The organism is Salinicola sp. CPA57 (assembly GCF_003206035.1).
Lineage (GTDB): Bacteria > Pseudomonadota > Gammaproteobacteria > Pseudomonadales > Halomonadaceae > Salinicola > Salinicola socius.
This window is the reverse complement of sequence record NZ_PZJR01000009.1, coordinates 192,934-212,370: the sequence shown is the minus strand read 5'-3', so window position 1 is coordinate 212,370 and position 19,437 is coordinate 192,934. Positions and strand designations below refer to the sequence as shown.

General features: G+C 60.4%; 24 protein-coding genes and 1 tRNA gene. 17 read left to right on the top strand and 8 right to left on the bottom strand.

The annotated features are described in order from the left end of the window. Positions 1-26 precede the first annotated feature (26 nt). Positions 27-950, bottom strand: a complete 924-nt coding sequence (locus tag DOM36_RS10880) for a LysR family transcriptional regulator (protein WP_075569005.1) — start codon at positions 948-950, stop codon at positions 27-29. 210 nt (positions 951-1,160) lie between these two features. On the opposite strand from DOM36_RS10880, the gene DOM36_RS10875 reads away from it, so the two are divergent. From DOM36_RS10875 to DOM36_RS10855, 4 genes are all read left to right on the top strand, one after another. Beyond that, positions 1,161-1,496, top strand: coding sequence for an antibiotic biosynthesis monooxygenase (locus DOM36_RS10875; protein WP_075569004.1), 336 nt, complete (start codon positions 1,161-1,163; stop codon positions 1,494-1,496). Further along, a complete protein-coding gene (locus tag DOM36_RS10870) occupies positions 1,480-2,115 on the top strand; it encodes a cell wall hydrolase (protein WP_110643098.1) in 636 nt (211 codons plus the stop codon). The genes DOM36_RS10875 and DOM36_RS10870 overlap by 17 nt, the downstream gene beginning before the upstream one ends. A gap of 128 nt (positions 2,116-2,243) precedes the next feature. Then, positions 2,244-3,014, top strand: coding sequence for a serine O-acetyltransferase EpsC (gene epsC, locus DOM36_RS10860; RefSeq protein ID WP_110643096.1), 771 nt, complete (start codon positions 2,244-2,246; stop codon positions 3,012-3,014). Between the two features lie 10 nt (positions 3,015-3,024). Next, positions 3,025-4,062 carry a DUF1853 family protein gene (locus DOM36_RS10855; RefSeq protein WP_110643095.1) on the top strand — a complete coding sequence of 346 codons (1,038 nt, stop codon included), beginning with the start codon at positions 3,025-3,027 and terminating at the stop codon, positions 4,060-4,062. Here the strand turns inward: DOM36_RS10855 and DOM36_RS10850 are convergent. Then, the gene (locus tag DOM36_RS10850; protein WP_110643094.1) at positions 3,998-4,888 is read right to left on the bottom strand and encodes a carboxylate/amino acid/amine transporter; all 891 of its coding nucleotides are present in this window, start codon (positions 4,886-4,888) and stop codon (positions 3,998-4,000) included. The genes DOM36_RS10855 and DOM36_RS10850 overlap by 65 nt on opposite strands. On the opposite strand from DOM36_RS10850, the gene DOM36_RS10845 reads away from it, so the two are divergent. Further along, positions 4,887-5,381, top strand: a complete 495-nt coding sequence (locus tag DOM36_RS10845) for a DUF6314 family protein (protein WP_198651262.1) — start codon at positions 4,887-4,889, stop codon at positions 5,379-5,381. The two genes, DOM36_RS10850 and DOM36_RS10845, sit on opposite strands and share 2 nt — an antisense overlap. A gap of 75 nt (positions 5,382-5,456) precedes the next feature. Here DOM36_RS10845 and DOM36_RS10840 read toward each other — a convergent pair whose 3' ends face one another. Then, positions 5,457-5,615, bottom strand: coding sequence for a YqaE/Pmp3 family membrane protein (locus DOM36_RS10840; RefSeq protein ID WP_075569000.1), 159 nt, complete (start codon positions 5,613-5,615; stop codon positions 5,457-5,459). Positions 5,616-5,785: 170 nt separating this feature from the next. Continuing rightward, positions 5,786-6,040, bottom strand: coding sequence for a hypothetical protein (locus DOM36_RS10835; protein WP_110643092.1), 255 nt, complete (start codon positions 6,038-6,040; stop codon positions 5,786-5,788). Positions 6,041-6,296: 256 nt separating this feature from the next. Between DOM36_RS10835 and DOM36_RS10830 the strand changes: the two genes are divergently transcribed. From DOM36_RS10830 to DOM36_RS10820, 4 genes are all read left to right on the top strand, one after another. Beyond that, positions 6,297-6,617: a hypothetical protein gene (locus DOM36_RS10830; protein WP_075568998.1), complete on the top strand. Its 321-nt coding sequence runs from the start codon at positions 6,297-6,299 to the stop codon at positions 6,615-6,617. 158 nt (positions 6,618-6,775) lie between these two features. Continuing rightward, positions 6,776-6,973 carry a hypothetical protein gene (locus tag DOM36_RS10825; protein WP_144076822.1) on the top strand — a complete coding sequence of 66 codons (198 nt, stop codon included), beginning with the start codon at positions 6,776-6,778 and terminating at the stop codon, positions 6,971-6,973. 181 nt (positions 6,974-7,154) lie between these two features. Next, on the top strand, positions 7,155-7,304 hold the full coding sequence (locus DOM36_RS20310) for a hypothetical protein (protein WP_167369276.1): 150 nt from the start codon (positions 7,155-7,157) through the stop codon (positions 7,302-7,304). Between the two features lie 432 nt (positions 7,305-7,736). Next, positions 7,737-8,126: a hypothetical protein gene (locus tag DOM36_RS10820; RefSeq protein WP_075568996.1), complete on the top strand. Its 390-nt coding sequence runs from the start codon at positions 7,737-7,739 to the stop codon at positions 8,124-8,126. A 486-nt stretch (positions 8,127-8,612) separates the two neighbouring features. On the opposite strand, the gene DOM36_RS10815 is transcribed toward DOM36_RS10820, so the two are convergent. The 3 genes from DOM36_RS10815 to DOM36_RS10805 form a co-directional block, all read right to left on the bottom strand. Continuing rightward, a complete protein-coding gene (locus DOM36_RS10815) occupies positions 8,613-8,849 on the bottom strand; it encodes a hypothetical protein (RefSeq protein ID WP_110643091.1) in 237 nt (78 codons plus the stop codon). A 187-nt stretch (positions 8,850-9,036) separates the two neighbouring features. After that, positions 9,037-9,110, bottom strand: a tRNA-Gly gene (locus DOM36_RS10810). An 848-nt stretch (positions 9,111-9,958) separates the two neighbouring features. Then, positions 9,959-10,642, bottom strand: a complete 684-nt coding sequence (locus DOM36_RS10805; RefSeq protein WP_075568917.1) for a GntR family transcriptional regulator — start codon at positions 10,640-10,642, stop codon at positions 9,959-9,961. Between the two features lie 225 nt (positions 10,643-10,867). Between DOM36_RS10805 and DOM36_RS10800 the strand changes: the two genes are divergently transcribed. The 8 genes from DOM36_RS10800 (at position 10,868) to DOM36_RS10765 (ending at position 18,335) form a co-directional block, all read left to right on the top strand. Next, entirely contained in the window at positions 10,868-11,911 is a 1,044-nt protein-coding gene (locus tag DOM36_RS10800) for a 4-hydroxythreonine-4-phosphate dehydrogenase PdxA (RefSeq protein WP_110643090.1), read from the top strand. Between the two features lie 118 nt (positions 11,912-12,029). Continuing rightward, complete coding sequence (locus DOM36_RS10795; protein WP_075568915.1) at positions 12,030-13,043, top strand: tripartite tricarboxylate transporter substrate binding protein; 1,014 nt, start codon at positions 12,030-12,032, stop codon at positions 13,041-13,043. Positions 13,044-13,139: 96 nt separating this feature from the next. Further along, positions 13,140-13,631: a tripartite tricarboxylate transporter TctB family protein gene (locus DOM36_RS10790; RefSeq protein ID WP_110643089.1), complete on the top strand. Its 492-nt coding sequence runs from the start codon at positions 13,140-13,142 to the stop codon at positions 13,629-13,631. 25 nt (positions 13,632-13,656) lie between these two features. Further along, positions 13,657-15,210 (top strand): tripartite tricarboxylate transporter permease, encoded by a 1,554-nt coding sequence (locus DOM36_RS10785; protein WP_075568913.1) that lies wholly within the window; start codon positions 13,657-13,659, stop codon positions 15,208-15,210. Positions 15,211-15,244: 34 nt separating this feature from the next. Further along, positions 15,245-16,726, top strand: a complete 1,482-nt coding sequence (locus tag DOM36_RS10780) for a flagellar biosynthesis protein FlgA (RefSeq protein WP_110643088.1) — start codon at positions 15,245-15,247, stop codon at positions 16,724-16,726. Further along, entirely contained in the window at positions 16,723-17,700 is a 978-nt protein-coding gene (locus tag DOM36_RS10775) for a sugar phosphate isomerase/epimerase family protein (protein ID WP_110643087.1), read from the top strand. Before DOM36_RS10780 ends, DOM36_RS10775 begins: the two co-directional genes overlap by 4 nt. Positions 17,701-17,761: 61 nt before the next feature. Further along, positions 17,762-18,088 (top strand): hypothetical protein, encoded by a 327-nt coding sequence (locus DOM36_RS10770; RefSeq protein ID WP_110643086.1) that lies wholly within the window; start codon positions 17,762-17,764, stop codon positions 18,086-18,088. A 22-nt stretch (positions 18,089-18,110) separates the two neighbouring features. Then, positions 18,111-18,335: a DUF4236 domain-containing protein gene (locus DOM36_RS10765; protein WP_157958622.1), complete on the top strand. Its 225-nt coding sequence runs from the start codon at positions 18,111-18,113 to the stop codon at positions 18,333-18,335. A 110-nt stretch (positions 18,336-18,445) separates the two neighbouring features. On the opposite strand, the gene DOM36_RS10760 is transcribed toward DOM36_RS10765, so the two are convergent. Next, on the bottom strand, positions 18,446-19,171 hold the full coding sequence (locus DOM36_RS10760; protein ID WP_110643084.1) for an aspartate/glutamate racemase family protein: 726 nt from the start codon (positions 19,169-19,171) through the stop codon (positions 18,446-18,448). Positions 19,172-19,437: the final 266 nt, after the last annotated feature.

The window sequence follows — 19,437 nt, the reverse complement described above, 5'->3', positions numbered from 1 at the left end:
ATGCGCGCAGCGCGGACGCTGGCCTGTCAGGGGCGGTGGGAAGCGGAGCGAAATGCCAGCATCCAGGCGCCCAGATGACGCAGCAACTTGAGACTGGCCTGAGGCTGACGCCGCCCTACCCGGGTGATCATATGGGCCTGGGAATTCTGAAACGGCGCCGAGGCCACCGGCAAGGCAACGACACTGCCCGCGGCCAGTTCATGGGCGACCGCGAAACGCGGCAGCAGCGTGATGCCCATTCCCGCCACCACCGCGCGACGCAGCACGGCCATAGAATTGGTTTCCACGGCTACCTGCGGATGCAATCCTGCCTGTACGAACGCCTGATCGACCAGTCGACGTACCCCATGCCCGGTTTTCCATAGTGCCATGGGCGTTTCGCTGAGCCGTTGCAACGAGATCGGCTGCGACTCCCGGGCCAGCGGGTGATCGACGGGACAGATCGCCAGCAACGGCTGACCGCTGGAGGCCCAGAAGCGAATCTGCGGATGCACGCGTTCATGGAACATCAGCCCGATATGCGCCCGATCTTCGACCACGGACTCGATGATCTCGTCGGTACCGGCCTGTTCGATGTCCAGACGGATGCCACGATAACGTTCGGCAAAGGCTTTCAACGGCGCATCGATCAGATCGTTGATGAAACCCTCACCCACCACCAGTGCGATCGTCCCCGTCTCCAGACGCTGATAGGCCTCCAGGCGGGTAATGAAATCGTCATCCAGATCCCCTCGCCTGCGGCAGTAATCGAGCGCCATTTCCCCCACCGGCGTGGGCCTGATCCCTCTCGGCGTGCGTTCGAGCAGCGGTGCGCCGAAGGCGGTTTCCAGCAACGCGATCTGACGGCTGACCGCCGACGGCGCGATATCGAGCCTGGCGGCCGCCTTGCGCAATGAGCCGGATTCGACCGTGACGCGAAAGTAGACCAGACGCTGATGCGGAATATCCATGGATGGCAACCAAAGAACGGGAACTGTTGCCTGGATTAGCCCACTAACTCACCGTGGCGTCAACGCCTCGCCTGTCCGTCGCGAGCTGCTTCCGGCTCGACTTTTGGCACTGGATGCTGGCAATGTTACCCCGGTCGCACTGGAAACCAGCGGCAGCGGTCGTCAATCGGTTCCCTGGCGGGCGCCGACCTTTCCTTCAGGAGTCACCCCATGTTCATCGCCATGAACCGCTTTCGCGTCAACCCCGAACGCACCGAAGAGTTCGAGACCCTATGGCTGGAGCGTGAAACGAAACTCCAAGGCTTGCCCGGCTTCGTCGAATTCCACATGCTGCGCGGCCCCCAGGAGGAAGATCATGTTCTCTACGCCTCCCATACCGTCTGGCGCAGCCGCGAAGACTTCGAATCCTGGACGCACTCGGAAGCTTTTCGTGCTGCCCATGCCAATGCCGGCCAGAGCCGCCGCGAAGGGCTCTATCTCGGGCCGCCCAAGTTCGAGGGTTTCGACGTCATTCAAACGATAGACAACGATGTCCAGGCCGGCTGACCGGTTGAATCGGCGTCTGACGATCGGTGTTCTGCTGGCATGCTGGCTGCTGAGCTGCACGTCGGCGTTGGCCGGGCCACCGCCGACGAAAGCCGAGATAGCGCGACAGAAGGCCGAACAGCTCGAGCAACGGGTCGTCGAGACGGATCGAATCGAACCGGCCCCGGATGCGGCAAGGCTGACGCCGGAGGGCGTGGAGGCCGTCGATCCGCGCGGGCTGGCGCCGCTCGATGATGCGATATCGTGCCTGGCGCGATCGATCTACTGGGAAGCCAAGGGTACCGACCAGCGGGAAATGCAGGCGGTTGCCAACGTCATCATGAACCGGCTGGGGAACCCGGAGTTCCCCTCGAGTCTGTGCGAGATCGTTCAACAGGGCGCGGAGAGCGGCCACTGCCAGTTCTCCTGGTGGTGCGATGGCCGTCCCGACGAGGCCAACGAGCCGGAGCAATACACGGCGGCCAAGGAAGTCGCGCGCCGCGCGCTCAACGGCACCCTGCCCGATATCACTCACGGTGCGCTTTTCTTCCATCACCGCAGCATCTCGCCGGGATGGATGTCGACACTGGTCAGGACGGCTCGCACTCACGAATTCAATTTTTATCGCCAGCCGGGTTAACCGGAAACCTGTATCCATCGATCCAAGATGGGCTCGAGGGCGACGACACGACGACACGACGACACGACGACACGACGACACGACGACACGACGACACGACGACACGACGACACGACCCAGAGGACATCATGCCAGCCGATGCCGAACATCATTCCAGGGCATTCTCGAATCAGCTGGACGCTGACACGCTATGGCCGGCGCTGGTCGAGTCCGCGCAGGGGGCCATGGAGCGAGATCCGTTGCTGGAGGCGCTATATCGTCACCACCTCCTGGAGGTTCCGGATTTCGCGAGCGCGCTGGCACGAATCATCGCCGAAACCCTGGCAACACCGCAGTTGCCGGAGGGGATGGTGCGGGATCGCATCGAAGACACCCTGAAACAGCGACCCGAGATTGCGGTCGCCGCCGCGCAGGATCTGCTCGTACTGCTCCGCGAGGATGCCGCCATCCCCGAGCCCTTCACACCATTGCTGTTCTTCCCCGGTTACCGCGCCGTGCAGTGCCAGCGTGTTGCGCATCAGTGGTGGCAGCAAGGTCTGACCGATCTTGCCAGCTGTCTCCAGTACCGTGTCGCGGCCCAGTTCAGTGCCGATATCCACCCCGCCGCGATCCTGGGGTCGGGGTTATTCGTCGACCACGGCGCCGGCATCGTCATCGGTGAAACCGCGGTGATCGAAGACGACGTCACACTGTTCCACGGCGTCACGCTCGGTGGCACCGGCAAACTCAGCGGCGATCGACATCCCAAGATCCGCCGTGGTGCCTTTTTGGGCGCCGGCGCCACCATCCTGGGCAATATCGAGATCGGAGAAAACGCGCGCATCGGTGCCGGCGCCGTGGTCACTCGCGCCGTTGCCGCTGGTGCAACGGTGATCGGCCCCGCGGCCAAACCACGCTAGGCGATTGCTGATGCGTTCGCACTCGGCATCGGATACCCCGCTCGACGTTTTCCACCCTATGGAGGAACGGCTGCGGCAAGATCTGGCAGCGCTGCGTCAACCCTGGGTCCGCGACATTGCATGGCTATTGCACGCCCCGGACATGGCGACAGTCGACTATCCTGGCCGGCCCACGCTGGCAGAGCTGGGGCTCGATCATGACGATCACAGGCGCGCCTGGCTACGCCGGCAGGAGAGCCGGGAATCGGACTTTCAGGCGCATCGGCTCAAGCGCCGCTGGCAACGCCTGGGCATCTATCACGAGGTGCTCTGGCACTGGATCCTGGATCATGCGCCTCGTACTCGGCTATTGGCGCACAATGTGGCGCTACGCGATAGCGGACAGACCCTGGGTGAGCTCGACCTTCTCTATACATCGGATCGGGTCGGCGATGCATCGCCAGGTCTCGGTGGAGTAGAGATTTTTCACGCCGAGCTGGCGATCAAGTTTTTCCTCGGGCTGCCCGAAGGGCCTGGCGACGAGCAAGATCCCTCGCGCTGGATCGGTGTCGGAAGCTTCGATTCACTGGCCATCAAATGCCATCGTCTTCAGTCCCACCAGCTTCCTCAAGGCCGGTCCCCGGTCGCCGATCGACAGCGACGAGCGTTGGGGGCAGACGGCCCAATGCATCAGCGAACCATCATGCCGGGATGCCTCTATCAGCCGTGGGACCAGCGCCTGTCGCTACCGAGACTGGCCAACGACGGGGCTGAACAGGGGCTCTGGTGTCATCGATCCGATTGGCATGCCTTGAGCCGGCAACTACCTGAAGGCGCAGCGGGTCACCTGCTGGCCAAGCCCCATTGGCTCGCACCGCCAGCAACCGAGCCTATGCCATTGGCGATCCTGGACAATGAACTGGCCCGCCATTTCGACGATCTGGGCAAGTCCGCACACCTGCTGCTGGTCCTGCCGGACGGACGACGGTGCCGGGTTTTCGTGGTCAGCCGCGAGTGGCCGCCAGCGATGCCGTTGCCGCCCCGGAACGCTTCGCCCAGCGCGCATTGAGCCATAGCGAACCGGCCAGGATCAGCGCCCCGATCCCCAGTCGAGTCAGGTCGGCATTCCGGTTCCAGATCAACAGGTTGACGATCAACCCGGCGGGAATCAGAGCGTTGTTCATGATCGCCAGGGTACCGGCATCGACGCGGCACGCGCCCTTGTTCCAGAGGAAATACCCCAGCCCCGAGGCGACCAGACCCAGCCACCCCAGAATCCCCCACTGCAACGGCGTCGCCGGCAACTTTGCCGTATCCCCCAGAAGCCAGAAAGCCGGTACCGCGAGGCATAACGCTCCCAGGTAGAACCAGCCGAAAAGATGGCGGTGCGCCACGTCCTTTGGCAAGCTTCGCGCCAGGTGACGATAGCCAACCTGCCCCAGCGCAAAGCTCATGTTGGCGCCCTGAACCACCAGGAAACCCAGCCAGTAGTGGGAGGTCACGCCGTCGTAACGAATGACCGCGGCGCCTATCACAGCCAACATCGCCACGATCAGAAAGCGTGGGGAGAAGCGTCGCGCCAACAGATCGTCGATAAGCGTGATATAAAGCGGCGTGAAAATGGTGAACAGCAGCACCTCCGGTACGGTAAGCAAGAGGAAGGACTGGTAGAAGAACAGATACATCACGCCGAGTTGCACGCTCCCGATGGCCATCAGCCCCAGGCGCGAGGACCAGCTCAGCGCAACAGGACGCAGAAAAGGCAAGAACATCAAGGTCGCCAGGATGATGCGCGTCATGACGGCAAAGTAGCTGTCGACTTGCCCGGATAGATAGACACCGATCAGGCTGAACGAGAAAGCCCACAGCGCCGTGACACCAACGAGATACGACATGAACGGTCAACCTTGCAAACACGAAAAGTTGACAGCGATTATACGACTAAGATCGATTTTGCCCAAACTTTCGCGCTTTGCGTTCAGCGCAAGGTCAGGTCAAGCCTCCGAAACGGGTTGGAATGGCCAGGGTGAAGGGACGATCGAAGTGGCTCGAGAAGGCTGCAGCATAAGATTGTTCGAGTCCGGCATCTTCACGCTCGATGGCCAGAATCGCGGCGTGCCCATGCGTAACGTCTATCGCTGGGATATCCATGCAGATCGGATCGCCCTTTCTCACGAGCGCCGCGGTGTTGCCGATGCGGTGTCACTGTTCGACCTGGTGATCGACGGCAGTGACGATGACACGCTGGTCAATGTGAAAGCGCATCAATGCGCAGCTGATGCCTACAGTGCGAGGCTCGCGGTGCAACCGGAGGGGTTCGATCTCGAGTGGCGCATCATCGGGCCACGCAAGGACGAGCGGCTTCTCTACCACTACCGCATCCGCTGACACCACGATGATGAGACCGCTGAAACGGCATCGGCTTCCCTGAGGAAGCCGATGAACTCGACACTGAAACGCGTCTTAACGCGTCGCAATGATCCAGATCGCGTGGATGATACCCGGGATATACCCCAGCAGCGTCAACACGACGTTGATCCAGAACTGCAGCCCCAGACCAACCTGCAGGAATACTCCTACCGGCGGCAAGAGAATAGCGAAGATGATGCGAATGATGTCCATATGGCCTCCTTTGCTCAGAACGACATCGTTGTCAGTATTCGACAATCCGTTGCGGTGCCTCGACAACCGGTTTGTCCGCTAGTCGAGGTGGACGAGATGAAGACATCTCGTTGAAAAGTCTTGATTCACCCAACACCAGCATAGCGTCGTTTGGTATTGAGCGCTTCCGCTCATTGCTCGCGATTCGAGGAGTCGTCACGAGCCAGGCGAGTCTTGCTCGCCTTGGCATGAATCGAACGCGAATCGGCGGCCAGCGTTTCGTGATAACGCTCCCAGTCTTCCCAATCGTGGGGCGTGCCACTACGCGGGCCGTGCTCGGCTGCCTCTCGAGCCCGAGCCCAAGCCTTCTCTTCGAGCGACTGCGGCTTGTCTTCCTCCTTGTCGAGAGCGATTCCCTGCCTGGCAAGATAATCTCGAGCGTTCATGATCGGCCCTCCTGGTCGCCATATACGATCCAGGCAAAACGCACTGGGCCGTAGCGATATCGGATAAATGGCGACGACAACCAGACACTTCAAGGCAGCGGCCTACCTCGCTGACGTAAAGATTCCGCGTGCACAGATTTTCCTGCCAGCTTACGTTTATGGCCTATAGTTAGGGGGCATAACGGCTCAGCCACGATCGTGGCTCCGGCATCGTTGTTACCCCGACATAGCTGTTCTCTCGCAAAAGGACTTTGTCATGAGAAAGAATCTGATCACTGCCTCCCTGACCGCAATGCTGCTGATGGGCGCCGCGGGTCACGCGCTTGCCCAGAGCGACGCCATGGAGAAAGCCTACGACGCCAATGAAGAGCCCCTGACCGAGGGTAGTGGGGTTACCAAATCCAACGGCGAGCAGTCTGATACCGCGACAGGTCACAGTCAGGCCGCAGACGAATCGATGGACGCCGTCAAGTCGGAAACCGATGAAACGACGGACGTTCCCGACTCCGACCAACTCGACGAAATCAATGCCGAGGGCCAAAGTGACGCCGCCGGCGAAGCCATCGAAAGCCAGTGACGTCATCGGGGTCGGCAAAAAAGGGGCTTCCGCCCCTTTTCGGTTCGAACGATCCCGTTTGCTACCGGTTCTGCGCACCAGCAGTGATGGAGTGTCAGGAATCCGGCCAGGACGGCCACATGGGACTACAGAGCAGAAACGGTCATCGGGAGGTATGCTTGAATCAATATGCCGTTCGTCATTCTGACATCAACGAAACGCAAGAGGCGCCGGAGTGGCTGGTGGTGGACACGCGCTATGACGACAGTGGCGATGATCACTGGATACAATCACGCCATGCGTTTTCGGAAGAGGCCGAAATGGAAGCCGAACGGCTCAATGGGAACGACACGTCTCCCATCGGCAGTGTTGATTGAGCCTGGCATCCGAACCATGAGACCTTAAGCTCTGTCTGAAAAATCGGCGAGCGATGGCCAGACTAGGCAAAAATTGACGAAAAAGCGGAGTTTACGAGGTGTAAATGAGCANNTTCAGACAGAGCGTACCACGACTCGATAGACTATCGAGAAGTCGACCCATCCAGCTCAGGGGTACGTCATGAAAAAGTTGATCGGCGCCGCCATCGCGAACTGGTTCAGAAAGCCGGAAAACCGCGAGAAAGCCAAACAAACGGCCAAGCAGGCCTACAGCAAATATCAGCAGCGCAAAGGCAACTCGCCAACGGACAACGGTCGCAAACCCCGCTAGAACGGCTGACACCTGGGCGGCTCCCATTCGCCAGGAGGGTTCGCCGCCCATCTGAACATCTTATTTTCGCTCAACCCTCGCCCCTTCCATTCTCGGGTCTACTCCCCCACGAGTCGTTACCGCCGACTGGCGAATGAGATTGTCGTCAATTCAAACGGGCGGCAAACCATCCGAACCATCCAGTCCGGGCCGTCGAGACCAAATTGAGCTCAGATATCCATGAAATTTATCGATCCCTCGCTGGAGGATGGAAATTGCCATTGCTAGTGTAATCATTTAAACATCCAGTTCAGTACTCCATTAGCCGTATCACGCTTGTCGACCATTTATTTTTGCTCGAGGCAATCTCTTACGTGCATCTAAGCCGGTACCCACTGCGTAATCCCGAAGACGGCAGTAGATTAATAGCCATATACTGACGGGAGCTCGTCTATGTCGAATCGCTACTTCGTGCGTATCGTCAATTCCAACATGCCTGATGAACACTTCGTCGTTGCCGATTTTCGTCGAAACGGCGCGTGCATGAACGTCTATTTCAACCGCCCCGCTGCCATGGAAGAGGCGAGATGGTTGAACCGACATCATCACCGACAACAACTCAAGTCCGCACAGTTTTGTGGCCAACACGATTTTCATCTGACGACAACGCTTCCGCCCTCGATAGAACCTGCGGCGTCGATTTCCTTGCCCCCCGACCACGTTACCGGAAATCATTCTCCTGACTCTGAAACCATTGCCGCGCATCCTCCCCCCGCGCAGACGCGCGAGAGTGCGGCGCAGGCCGTCAAGAAGCTGATGACGCAACGACTGGTCAGGTCCTAGGTTGGTAGCCGGATATCACCGTTTGAATCGCTGCCCCGGACAGAAAATCCGGTAGCCCATGGAAGACAGGTGTGATTCTGCTCAATTTATCCGCTCCTCTGCCGTTCATGTATCAATGCGTACCATGAGATGGCGTATCGAGATGGCAGCAGATGGGGTGGGCGATGAGAATGACGGCAAAGGACCGCGCAGCACCTCTCATGACACAAAGAGGTCGAGAACCCAAGCGTGAGAGTCTGGCAGTTCTTGCCGAACGGCACGGGATGCCCCTGAGCACGCTCAAGACACGGCTGAAGAAGCTGATAGACAGGGGAATTGATAGAGAAAAGGCCATTCGCCTGGCCCTCGAACATCCAATAGGTCCGCAAGGACGTCCCAGACTCGAGTCACAATGACTTGGGTGACCGAGGGCGCCATCCAGGTGAGTGGCGCCCTTCCCCATCACTCCGACTTTTGGAACTGGCCTCGACTTCCGGAAGCATCGTCTCAACGGCCGGTGTCTTTGGAAGCATCGCCACCGGGAAGCGCCTTCTCTACCCCGTCGGCGATCTCCTCCTTGACGAATGTCTCCTCCCGCTTTTGCATGTCGGCAGTAAAGTCCGACTTTTTGCCGACAATTGCACCGCATGAGACACAATGGACTTGCTCGTCGGGGGCGTCTCCCGAGGGTACATCCAGCGTCTGCTGGCCACATTTCGGGCACTGAGCATGGGCTTCTGCCATGGCGCGTCTCCTTTCATGAGCGATCACCATCAGCGTAGTCGATCGGCCAGGCGTTCGCGCCCTGCTTCAAGACCAATGACACCTGGGGGCGATCGCTTCAGGCACGACAAAGGCAGCAGGATTGCCAAATCAATGGCTTGAGAAGGGAACGATCGTCGAGAGAAGAGGACTGGCCTGAGATGACCGATGGAGCGGGTGAAGGGAATCGAACCCTCGTCTTAAGCTTGGGAAGCTTCTGCTCTACCATTGAGCTACACCCGCAATGTTTTTGATCGTAAATCCAAAGACTTAGACATGCAAGCGCCATGATCGCCCCCGCATTGGAAATACTTGTGCCATCGCCGGATAAGAGAAAGCCCGGCCGGGCTTTCAATCAGCACGTGCCTACCCTGCTGAAAGGTGCGGCATTGCTCACCGCTTCCATGGCCCGTATTCCGTCACGGGTACTCCTTTCTGTCGCCATCCTTGACGTACAAGCAATGTGACCGGGCTTTCCATATTAGGATTTTTCGTGTCTGGACTTTCCAGTGTCCGGAATTTCGATAATTGCCGGTTCGATAACGGGGGTTCCGATCTCCGACACCTCTTGTCGAGGGATCATGTTCCCGCCAACCGCCATCGCTGCTATTCATGCCCCGTCTTGAATGTCGATCGGCAGAGGTGATGATTTTAATGTAATGGGGGGTTAGGAAACTGACATTGAAGCGTTCGCGTGCTGACCATTTTGCGACAGTAGAATAAACAGATCCACTAACGTGGATTAACTAGGAACCTCTTTTTGGTGTGTTTTTGTAACCTCCATGATAACGCTAGCGCCACTTCTTTTCATACATGACCCGGCGACATCCTTATATTGATTATCCGCACTGACTGAATAGCGAAATGACTTTCCCATCAATAATTCATCTAGCCAATCATATTAATAGACACCGTGAGTGTCGATTTTGACGCAAAAAAATCCCCGACCGAAGTCGGGGAACCAAGGATCTACAACGAAAGGAAATCATAACTCTCCATATTAAACGGCAATAGAGTAGATACTCTGATTTTTGTGTAAGAGATTGCCTACAACGCAAGGGCTAGTCATATAGAAAATTAACCATTTAGACTCAGGAGACGACGTCCCTGACTCGCTCCCAGGCGTGAGCAAGATGTTCACTCAGTGCGCTCACCAGCGCATGCGCTTCCCGCCGCTCGAGCGCGTCGATCATCGATTCATGTTCGGCGACTGCCGCCGCCCATTTCTCCTGCCCTTCATGCCCGATGAATCGCACGCGCTTGAGTTTCGACTGCAGCGATGCATGCACCTGGATCAGTGATTCGTTGTGGCTTAGCGCCACGATGGCGGAGTGAATGCGCTGATTGGTCTTGTAGTAATCGAGTCGATTTCCCTGCCGATAGTAGTCGAGCATCTGATCGTGCAGCTCTCGAACCCCGGCGATCTCCTCGTCACTCGCTTCGGCGCATGCCAGACGCCCCGCCAGCTCTTCGAGGGTACGAATCAGCACCAGCATGTCCCGAATGTCCTTGGCCGAAAACTGGCGGACCGACGCACCGCGCTGCGGCGTCAGGTCAACGAGTCCTTCACTCGCCAGATAGCGGAGCGCTTCCCGCAACGGCGTACGCGATACGCCCAGGCGTTCGCAGAGCGGACCCTCGTAGATGCGTTTACCCGGTTCGAGGTCGCCTTCGATGATCATGTCCCGAAGGTGGCTGGTAATCGCATCATGAAGCGAATGCCGGGTGATCGCGGAACGAGGCGACGACGTGGCGGACGTGGCTGTCTTCTTCATGAATGTGGGACCGGTGATGGAAAGTGGCGCATCGAATGTATCGATTCAGCTTTGGCACGATCAATGATACGCGCTTCGGAATCAGTCTGAAGCCATCATACTGCGCCTGGAACGACCGCTGCTCAATACCAACGTATAATGTATACATTTTTGATTTGAGCGCAATCTCCTTCTCAAAGCGGGCGCTTCAACACGAAGTGCTAACCCAAACGACGAGGAGATACCATGGCTCATTCCCCATCGCGTCACGACGCATCCGAGCTGCCGATCATCGCCCTGGCGATGGGCGACCCCGCGGGCATCAGCGCCGAGCTGGCAGCCAAACTGGCCGCCGATGATGTCGTCAACCGTGCCGCCCGGCTGGTCGTCATCGGCGACCGCCGTATTTTCGACGAAGGCGCCCGCGTCGCCGGTGTCTCACCATCACTTCAATCCATCGACGAGAACCGCTCGCTCACGGATCTCGAATCGACCCCGGTTTTTCTCGACCTTGCCCATCTGGCACTGGAAGACGTCGATCAAGGCAAGGCGACACCGGCCGGCGGCGAGTTCGCCTCGGCCAACTTCCGCAAAGCGCTGGCACTGGCCCATGGCGGCCAGGCGGATGCGGTCTGCTTCACCCCGTTCAACAAGAAAGCCATGCGCTACGCCAACCCGGGCTACGACGATGAAATCCGCTTCGTGGCCGACGCCATCGGCTTCGAGGGCAAGGCGCGGGAGTTCAACATCCTGGACTCGGTGTGGAATGCCCGTGTGACCTCCCATATTCCGCTGAAAGACGTTGCCGCGGCGCTAACGCCGGAATCGATCGTCGACGAGCTGACATTGACGCATCGTTGCCTGCAGCAGGCCGGGCACGATCATCCGCGCATCGCCGTTGCCGGTCTCAATCCTCACGCCGGCGACGGCGGCAGTTTCGGCATGGAAGAGATCGATATCATCGAACCCGCGATCCAGCGCGCGCGCGAACAGGGCATGGATGTCGAAGGCCCCTTCCCGGCCGATACCGTTTTTCTTCGCGCCGTGAAAGAAGGCTTTCACGCGGTGCTGACCATGTATCACGACCAGGGTCAGATCGCGATGAAGATGATGGGATTCGATAGCGGCGTGACGATGCTCGGCGGCCTGCCTTTCCCCGTCTGCACTCCCGCTCATGGGACGGCCTACGACATCGCCGGCCGCGGCATTGCCGATCTCGGCGCCTCGCGCCAAGCGTTGCTGCTGGCGGCACGCATGGCCGGCCGAGCCCGCCAGGCGGCAGCGGACTGAGTTTCAGCCTGTCGGCATCGGCCGGCACGCTGGAGAGCTAGTGACTCATACGAGTCGACCATGGATCACGAGCGATTCGCACAACAGCAATAACGCCATAGATGACAGGAGAAACGCCATGTATACGCTCAAACCGCTTTGCACTCATCAACTCAGGCCGCTGGCCCTGTTCTTCGCCGCACTTACCGTCTCCGGTAGCGCGCTGGCCTGGCAACCGGACCGCCCCGTCGAATTCGTGGTGACATCCGGCGCCGGCGGCGGCACGGACACCTTCGCCCGCACGGTACAGTCGATCATCGGCAAGCATCAGCTGATGGACGAGTCGATCATCGTCTCCAACAAAGGCGGCGGTAGCGGTGCCGAAGGCTATGTCTACTCGGCGTCGTCCAAGGATGACCCCTACAAGCTGACGTTCGGCACCAACAACGAATATCTGCTGCCCGAAGTCGGTGACATGCCCTACGCCGCCGACGACCTCCAGCCGGTCGCGGCCATGGCCATGGACGAGTTCCTGATCTGGGTCAACGGAGACGCCGACTACGCCAGCGCCAAGGAGTTCATCGACGCCGCCAAGCAGAACCCGGGCAAGATGCAGTTCGCCGGTAGCCAGTCCAAGGATACCGATCAGACGCTGGTCAGCATGATCGAGGAAGCCACCGGTACCGAATTCCGCTACGTGCCCTTCAACGGCGGCAGCCAGGCGCTGGTGCAGTTGGCCGGCGGCCATGTCGACGCCAACGTCAACAATCCCAACGAGAACCTGGGCCAGTGGCAGGCCGGCATGATCAAACCGTTGTGCGTGTTCAGCCCGGAACAGCTGCCCAAGGGCGAACCCGTCCATGAGGGCAAGGGCTGGGGGGATATTCCCACCTGTCAGTCGCAGGGGATCGATATCGCCGAATACCGCATGCCGAGAACCGTCTGGTTGCCGGCCGGCGCCTCCGAGGAAGCGGTGACCTACTACCAGGATCTGTTGAAGAAGGTCAGCGAAACCCCGGAGTGGAAGGACTACGTCACTCGCACGGTGCAGACCAGCCAGTTCCTGAGCGGCGATGAACTCAAGCAGTACATCGATGACAACGCCAGCACCGTCAAGAAAGTCTTCGAGCAGGAAGGCTGGAGCGCTTCCTGAACCGACGACGAGCTTCCTGAACCGACGACGTTGTCGAGTGGTTGACCTTGCAGGGCAGCTTCGCGCTGCCCTTCTTTTCCAGAGGGAGGGAACAGCATGACCCACAATGGCATTTCCCGTTACACCATGGAGATCGCCACGGCACTTCTGACCGGCGCCATCGGCATGGCGATCTGCTACGGCGCCTGGCAGGTCGGCACCGGTTGGACGCCGAGCGGGCCGGACTCTGGCTACTTCCCGTTCTGGATCGGGATACTGATCGTCGCCGGGAGCCTCGTCAACCTGCTGCGTACGGTGATCGGCCATCGCCACAAGGATGAAACCTTCCTGGATGCCGCCAGACTCCGATCGCTTGCTCGTTTCACGCTGCCGATCATCGGCTTTGCCATCGTCTCCCTGCTGCTGGGGCTCTATGTCGGCACCACGCTTTACGTGTTTTTCGCGATGCGTCTGCAAGGCCATTACGCCTGGTGGAAATCGCTGGCCAGCGGTATCGCCATCAGCATCTGCTTCTATCTGCTGTTCGAACTCGTTTTCCAGGTGCCGCTTTTGAAAGGCCCGCTGGAACACGCGTTCGGCATCTATTAAGCGCCCGTCTTCCGGAGATCGCACCATGAACAATCTCTCGCTGCTGATGGACGGCTTCGCCACCATCCTCACCTGGAATCACCTCATGATCATGGTGATCGGGGTGATGCTGGGCATGCTGGTCGGCGTGCTGCCGGGCCTGGGCGCGCCCAACGGCGTCTCTTTGCTGCTGCCGTTGACCTTCACCATGGATCCGGTCTCGGCCATCATCCTGTTGAGCTGCATGTACTGGGGCGCCCTTTTCGGCGGCTCCACCACCTCGATTCTGTTCAACATTCCCGGCGAGCCCTCGTCTGTCGCCACGACGTTCGATGGCTACCCGATGGCCCGCAATGGCGAAGCGACCCGCGCGCTGACGCTGGCATTCATGTCCGCCGGCCTGGGCGCCCTCGCAGGCGTGGTGATGATCACCCTGCTGGCCAACTGGGTGGCCCAGTTCGGGCTCAAGTTTTCGTCGCCGGAGTACTTCGCCGTCTACTTTCTGGCGTTTTGCAGTTTCATCGGCATGAGTTCCAGCGCACCCTCTAAGACGCTCGTCTCGATGATGCTGGGGCTGGCTTTTGCCACCGTGGGCATGGATAGCGTTTCCGGCGGCCTGCGACTGACCTTCGGGATTCCCGACCTGGTCAAGGGCATCAGCTTCCTGGTCGCGGTCATGGGCCTTTTCGGTATCGCCGAGCTGATGGTGACGACCGAGGAGGGCTTGAGCTTCAATGGAATCAAGAGCCGGATCCGGATCAAGGATATCCTGCGCACCATGGCTGAACTGCCGCGCTACTGGGTCTCGCTGGTGCGCAGCATTCTGATCGGGATCTGGATGGGTATTACCCCCGCCGGGCCGACCGCCGCCTCGTTCATGAGCCATGGCCTTGCCAAGCGCTTTTCCCGACATCCCGAGCGGTTCGGCAAGGGCGAGCCCAACGGTATCGTCTCGCCGGAAGCCGCGGATCATTCTGCCGGCACCTCTGCGCTGCTGCCGATGTTGGCGCTGGGCGTACCCGGCTCCGCCACCGCCGCGGTCATGATGGGTGGACTGATGATCTGGGGCCTCACCCCGGGGCCGATGCTGTTCGTCACCCGCCCTGATTTCGTCTGGGGCCTGATCGCCAGCATGTATCTCGGCAACGTGGTCGCGGTCATTCTGGTGCTCGCGACGGTGCCGCTCTACGCCTCGATCCTGCGGGTGCCCTTCGCCATCATCGGACCGGTCATCGTCGCGGTGATCTTTACCGGGGTCTACCAGGTCGCCAACTCGACCTTCGATTTCTGGCTGCTGCTGTTCTTCGCCCTGCTCGGTTATCTGTTCAAGAAACTCGACTACCCGGTCGCGCCGCTGGTACTGACCATGGTGCTCGGCCACCGCGCCGAGGAAGCCTTCCGGCAGTCGATGGTCATGTCCGACGGCTCGCTGACCGTGTTCTGGTCCAATTCACTGGTGACCACGATCATGGGGCTCGGCGTACTGATGCTGGTATGGCCGCTGATCTCCAAACTGGTCGGGCTCCGCGGCTGGCGGCAGCGGCTGCACCGCCAGAAGCCGCAGACACACGAGCCCTCCACGCCCGATTCTCGGCACTAAACCCAGGCCCGCGTTCCATTCGAGGACATCGCCCATGCATCTTTCCCACTACCTCGATGGCGGCGACCCCATCCGTTGCTGCGTGCTCGGCGCCGGCGGGTTCGGTCGCAGCTTCGTGGTTCACGCCCGCCATCTGACGACCGTCGACACTCGCATCGTACTCGACCTCGACCCCGATCTGGCGGCCAAGGCGCTGGCCGATGCCGGCATCGAACCCCGTCGGATCCGCCACTGCCGAACGCCGGCAGAGGCCAAGCGCGCCTGGGACGACGGCCACTGGATCGTCGGCGACCGACTGGAAGCCGTTATCGAACTGCCGTTGGACGTCGTGATCGAAGCCACCGGTCACCCCGAGGCCGGCGCTCGCCACGCAGCGCTCGCCATTGAAGCCGGGCACCATGTCGCCCTGGTGACCAAGGAAGCCGACAGCGTGATCGGCCCCGGCCTGGCGGCCATGGCGCATAAACAGGGTTGCGTGATCAGCCCGGTGGATGGCGATCAGCCGGCATTGGCAATCGGTCTCATCAGTTGGGCCGAGACGGTGGGGCTGGAAATTCTGGCTGCGGGCAAATCGAGCGAGTACGACTTCGTCTTCGACGCCACCAGGGAGACCATGACCAGCAACGGTCGATCCGTCGCCGTCCCCGGCTTCGGGGAGCGCTGGGAGCTCCCCGCGGGACTGGACAGCCAAGGCCATCATCAGTGGCTAGCGGATCGCAGTAGAATTGCCAGGGCGCTACCCCAGCATGCGGTGCCGGATCTGTGCGAGATGGCAATCGTCGCCAACGCCACTGGCCTGCTACCGGACCGCCCGGCGCTGCATTATCCCATCGCGCGTATCAGCGAGATTGCCGAGCTGTTCGTGCCGGCTGCCCAGGGCGGGCTGTTGACGCGAACGCCGGCGCTGGAAGTCTTCCACTGTCTGCGCCGCCCGGACGAATTCAGCCTCGCGGGCGGCGTATTCGTGGTCGTACGCGGTCACGACCGCGCCAGTTGGCAGATGCTGGCCGAGAAAGGTCATCTGGTCAGTCGCCGCGGCGACAGCGCAATGCTGCCGCTGCCCCGCCACCTGCTCGGGCTCGAAGCCGCAACCACCCTGCTGGAAATGGTGCGTCGCGGTGTTCCCAGCGGCGTCAGCCAGCCAAGACCGCACCTCGATCTGATCGCGATGGCCCAATCGGACCTGGCAGAAGGCACGACGCTCACCGCTCATGGCCACCACCACAGCATCGATCAGGTATCATCGGCGCTGGTGCCGGCCAGCGCACTCGGCGACGATGCCCCGCTGCCCTACTATCTCGCCGCCAACCGAGTGCTGATGAGACCGGTCCGCGCGGGCGAGCCCATTCGCGTACGTGATGTCGCGATCGACGAAAGCTCATACCTGTGGAAGCTGCGGCAGGCTCAGGACGCCCTGTTCTTCGCCTCGGCCATGTCCGCCAGCGGCATCCCCTCTAACACCGAGTCCTCTACCCTTAAGCCTTCCACCCCTGACACTAACGAGAATCCGAGATGACTTCCGATCTTTCCGACTGGCCGATTGCGGCTGCCATGCTGCCATTTCCCAATCGTCTGCCGGATGGCACTCCACTGCATGAGGCCAGCGCCGAGCAGTGGCAGCCGCTGTTCCAGGAGATTGCCGAGGCAGGCTTCGATCGCGTCGATCTTTCCGACAACTGTTTTCGCCCCGGCGGTATGTCGAATGCCCAGCTCGACGCTCTCGCCAGCGTGATCAAATCGGCGCGGCTCAAGCCCAGCTCCATCTCGGTGGTGCGCGCAAGCGTGATCGACGAACGTCATGGCGACGACCACCTCGCCTACAGCCATCGCTCGCTGGACGCCGCGGCCAGGCTCGGCATCGGCACCGTGTCGATCGGTCTGCACCGCCCCCTGACCGAAGCCCAGCAGCGTCAGCTCTGGTTCTGGACGGTCGAAGGCCACCGCGACGATCCCGACGATCGAGCGCAGTGGCACAAGGCAGTGACACGTATCCGCGAACTCGGCCAGCACGCCGCCGAGCTGGGCATCGTGCTGTCGCTGGAGATGTACGAGGACACCTATCTCGGCAGCGCCGACTCGGCCGTCGCCATGGTCGAAGAGATCGCCCTCGATTCGGTCGGCCTGAATCCGGACATCGGCAATCTGATCCGCCTGCACCGGCCGGTGGAACCGTGGCTCGAGGCTTTCCGCAAGGTATTGCCGTGGTCGAACTTCTGGCACGCCAAGAACTACATGCGAGACGAGGACAGCCAGCGTGGCCACTATGTCGCCTTCCCCGCACCGATGGAGAGTGGCCTGATCAATTACCGTCAGGCGATGAAGCTCGCCGTCGAAGCCGGCTTTCGCGGCGTGATCTGTCTCGAGCATTACGGCGGCGACGGCCTCAGCGTCTGCGCCGCCAATCGGCATTATCTGCGCGACAGGGTCCTGCCCGCCTGCCGCCACGTCACGCCGGGTGCCAGCCGGGTCAGGCAGCCGCGCCAGGAATGATCCAACGTCGCTCACCTCGCGAGCAGCTATGCTGACGCCAACCGATTGCCGCGAGGTTTGCATGAATACCAGCCATTTCGAGCACGCCATCATTGCCCTGAGTTTCCAGTGTCTGCTTTGGCCCCTCGTCGGTCGCTGGGTAGGCGGCTCGCTGATCGTCGCGGTATTCCTGGGACGCGAGATCGCCCAGCACGAGTACGCCGGGGGCGACCCCAATCACGTCGGATATTTTTACGGGCTGTTCCATCACTGGTCGCTGGACTCCAGCTTCGATGTTCTCTCTCCCGCTGCCGCCTGCGCCGTGCTGGCCCTGATCGTTCCTGGTAGCCCGGTATGGCAAACGCTGAAAGACCGCCGAACGAATGCCGTCAGTCGCAGTCAATCGTAAAGAGACTTCCAGGAGATATCCCATGGGACTTCGCTTTCGCCGCATGCTGCGGCTGGCTCCAGGGCTGCGGATTCGGCTCGACAATCATGGCCCGACGCTCTCGATCGGCCCTCGCGGCGCCCACCTGAACGTCAGCCGACACGGCATTCACAGCCATGCCGGAGTACCCGGTTCAGGGGTCTACCACCGGCAAGCGTTGTGGGAAAGAACATCACGGGCGGGTAAAACCGGCAAGAAGAAGCGCTAACCGGCCGCGCATCAAAAAGCCCCGGCCCGAAGGCCGGGCAAGTACGCAGGGGATTGTCCCCAGCGCCATTATCGATCGGCAGGGTCGGAGCAGGAGACTGAATTATCTGATCAATCCGAGGGAGATTGCAGGATCGTCGCCGCGTCATCCAGAGCGAATTCGAGCCCCATGTCGACATGCAGCGCGGTCGTATCATAGAGCGGCAGATCGCAATCCTGCGGTCGGAGCAGCAAGGCGATCTCGGTACACCCCAGAATCACACCCTTTGCGCCCTGCGCCTGAAGCCTGGTGACGATCTCCTGATAGACCCGTCGCGACGATTCGGTGATCACGCCATGCACTAGTTCTTCGAAGATGATTCGGTGAACGCTATCCCGATCTTCCCGAGACGGCACCAGGCAGGAAATGCCATGCCCGTCGAGTAGCCGGCCTCGATAGAAATCCTGTTCCATCGTGAACCGCGTCCCCAGCAGGCCGACCTGATCGATGCCAGCGGCACGCAATCGTGAACCGGTGCCATCGGTAATATGGAGAAACGGAATGCTCAGTGCCGACTCGATCGCACCGGCCACCCTGTGCATGGTATTGGTCGCCAGCAACAGACACTCTGCGCCAGCGGCCTCGATCTGACGGGCCGCTGTCGTCAGCGTCTTTCCCGCTTGATCCCAATCACCGCTCTGTTGCAGCGCCTCGATCTCGGCAAAGTCGACGCTGACCATGGCGATCTTCGCCGAGTGATACCCGCCAAGACGGTCACGCACGCCCTCGTTGAGCAACCGATAATAGCTCTGCGTGGATTCCCAGCTCATGCCGCCCAGTATGCCGATGGTCTTCATTGCGATGCCTGCTGACCATTACTCGAATTTTTATAGTACAGGCGTTGGCGTCGTTGCTGGAACCCGTTTGCAACGGCGGATTTTCCTTCCTCCCTTTGAACATCATTCCAGGCATGAAAAAACCGGCTGCTGAGAGCCGGTTCTTTTCAATTCGGTGGCGGAGGGGGGATGGGCGTCGCTACGCTCCCCCGCCCGGCGCTACGCGCCTTGGCTCGAACCGGAGGGTTCTCATCCACACCCCCTCACCAATGCCTCATTCCAGGCAT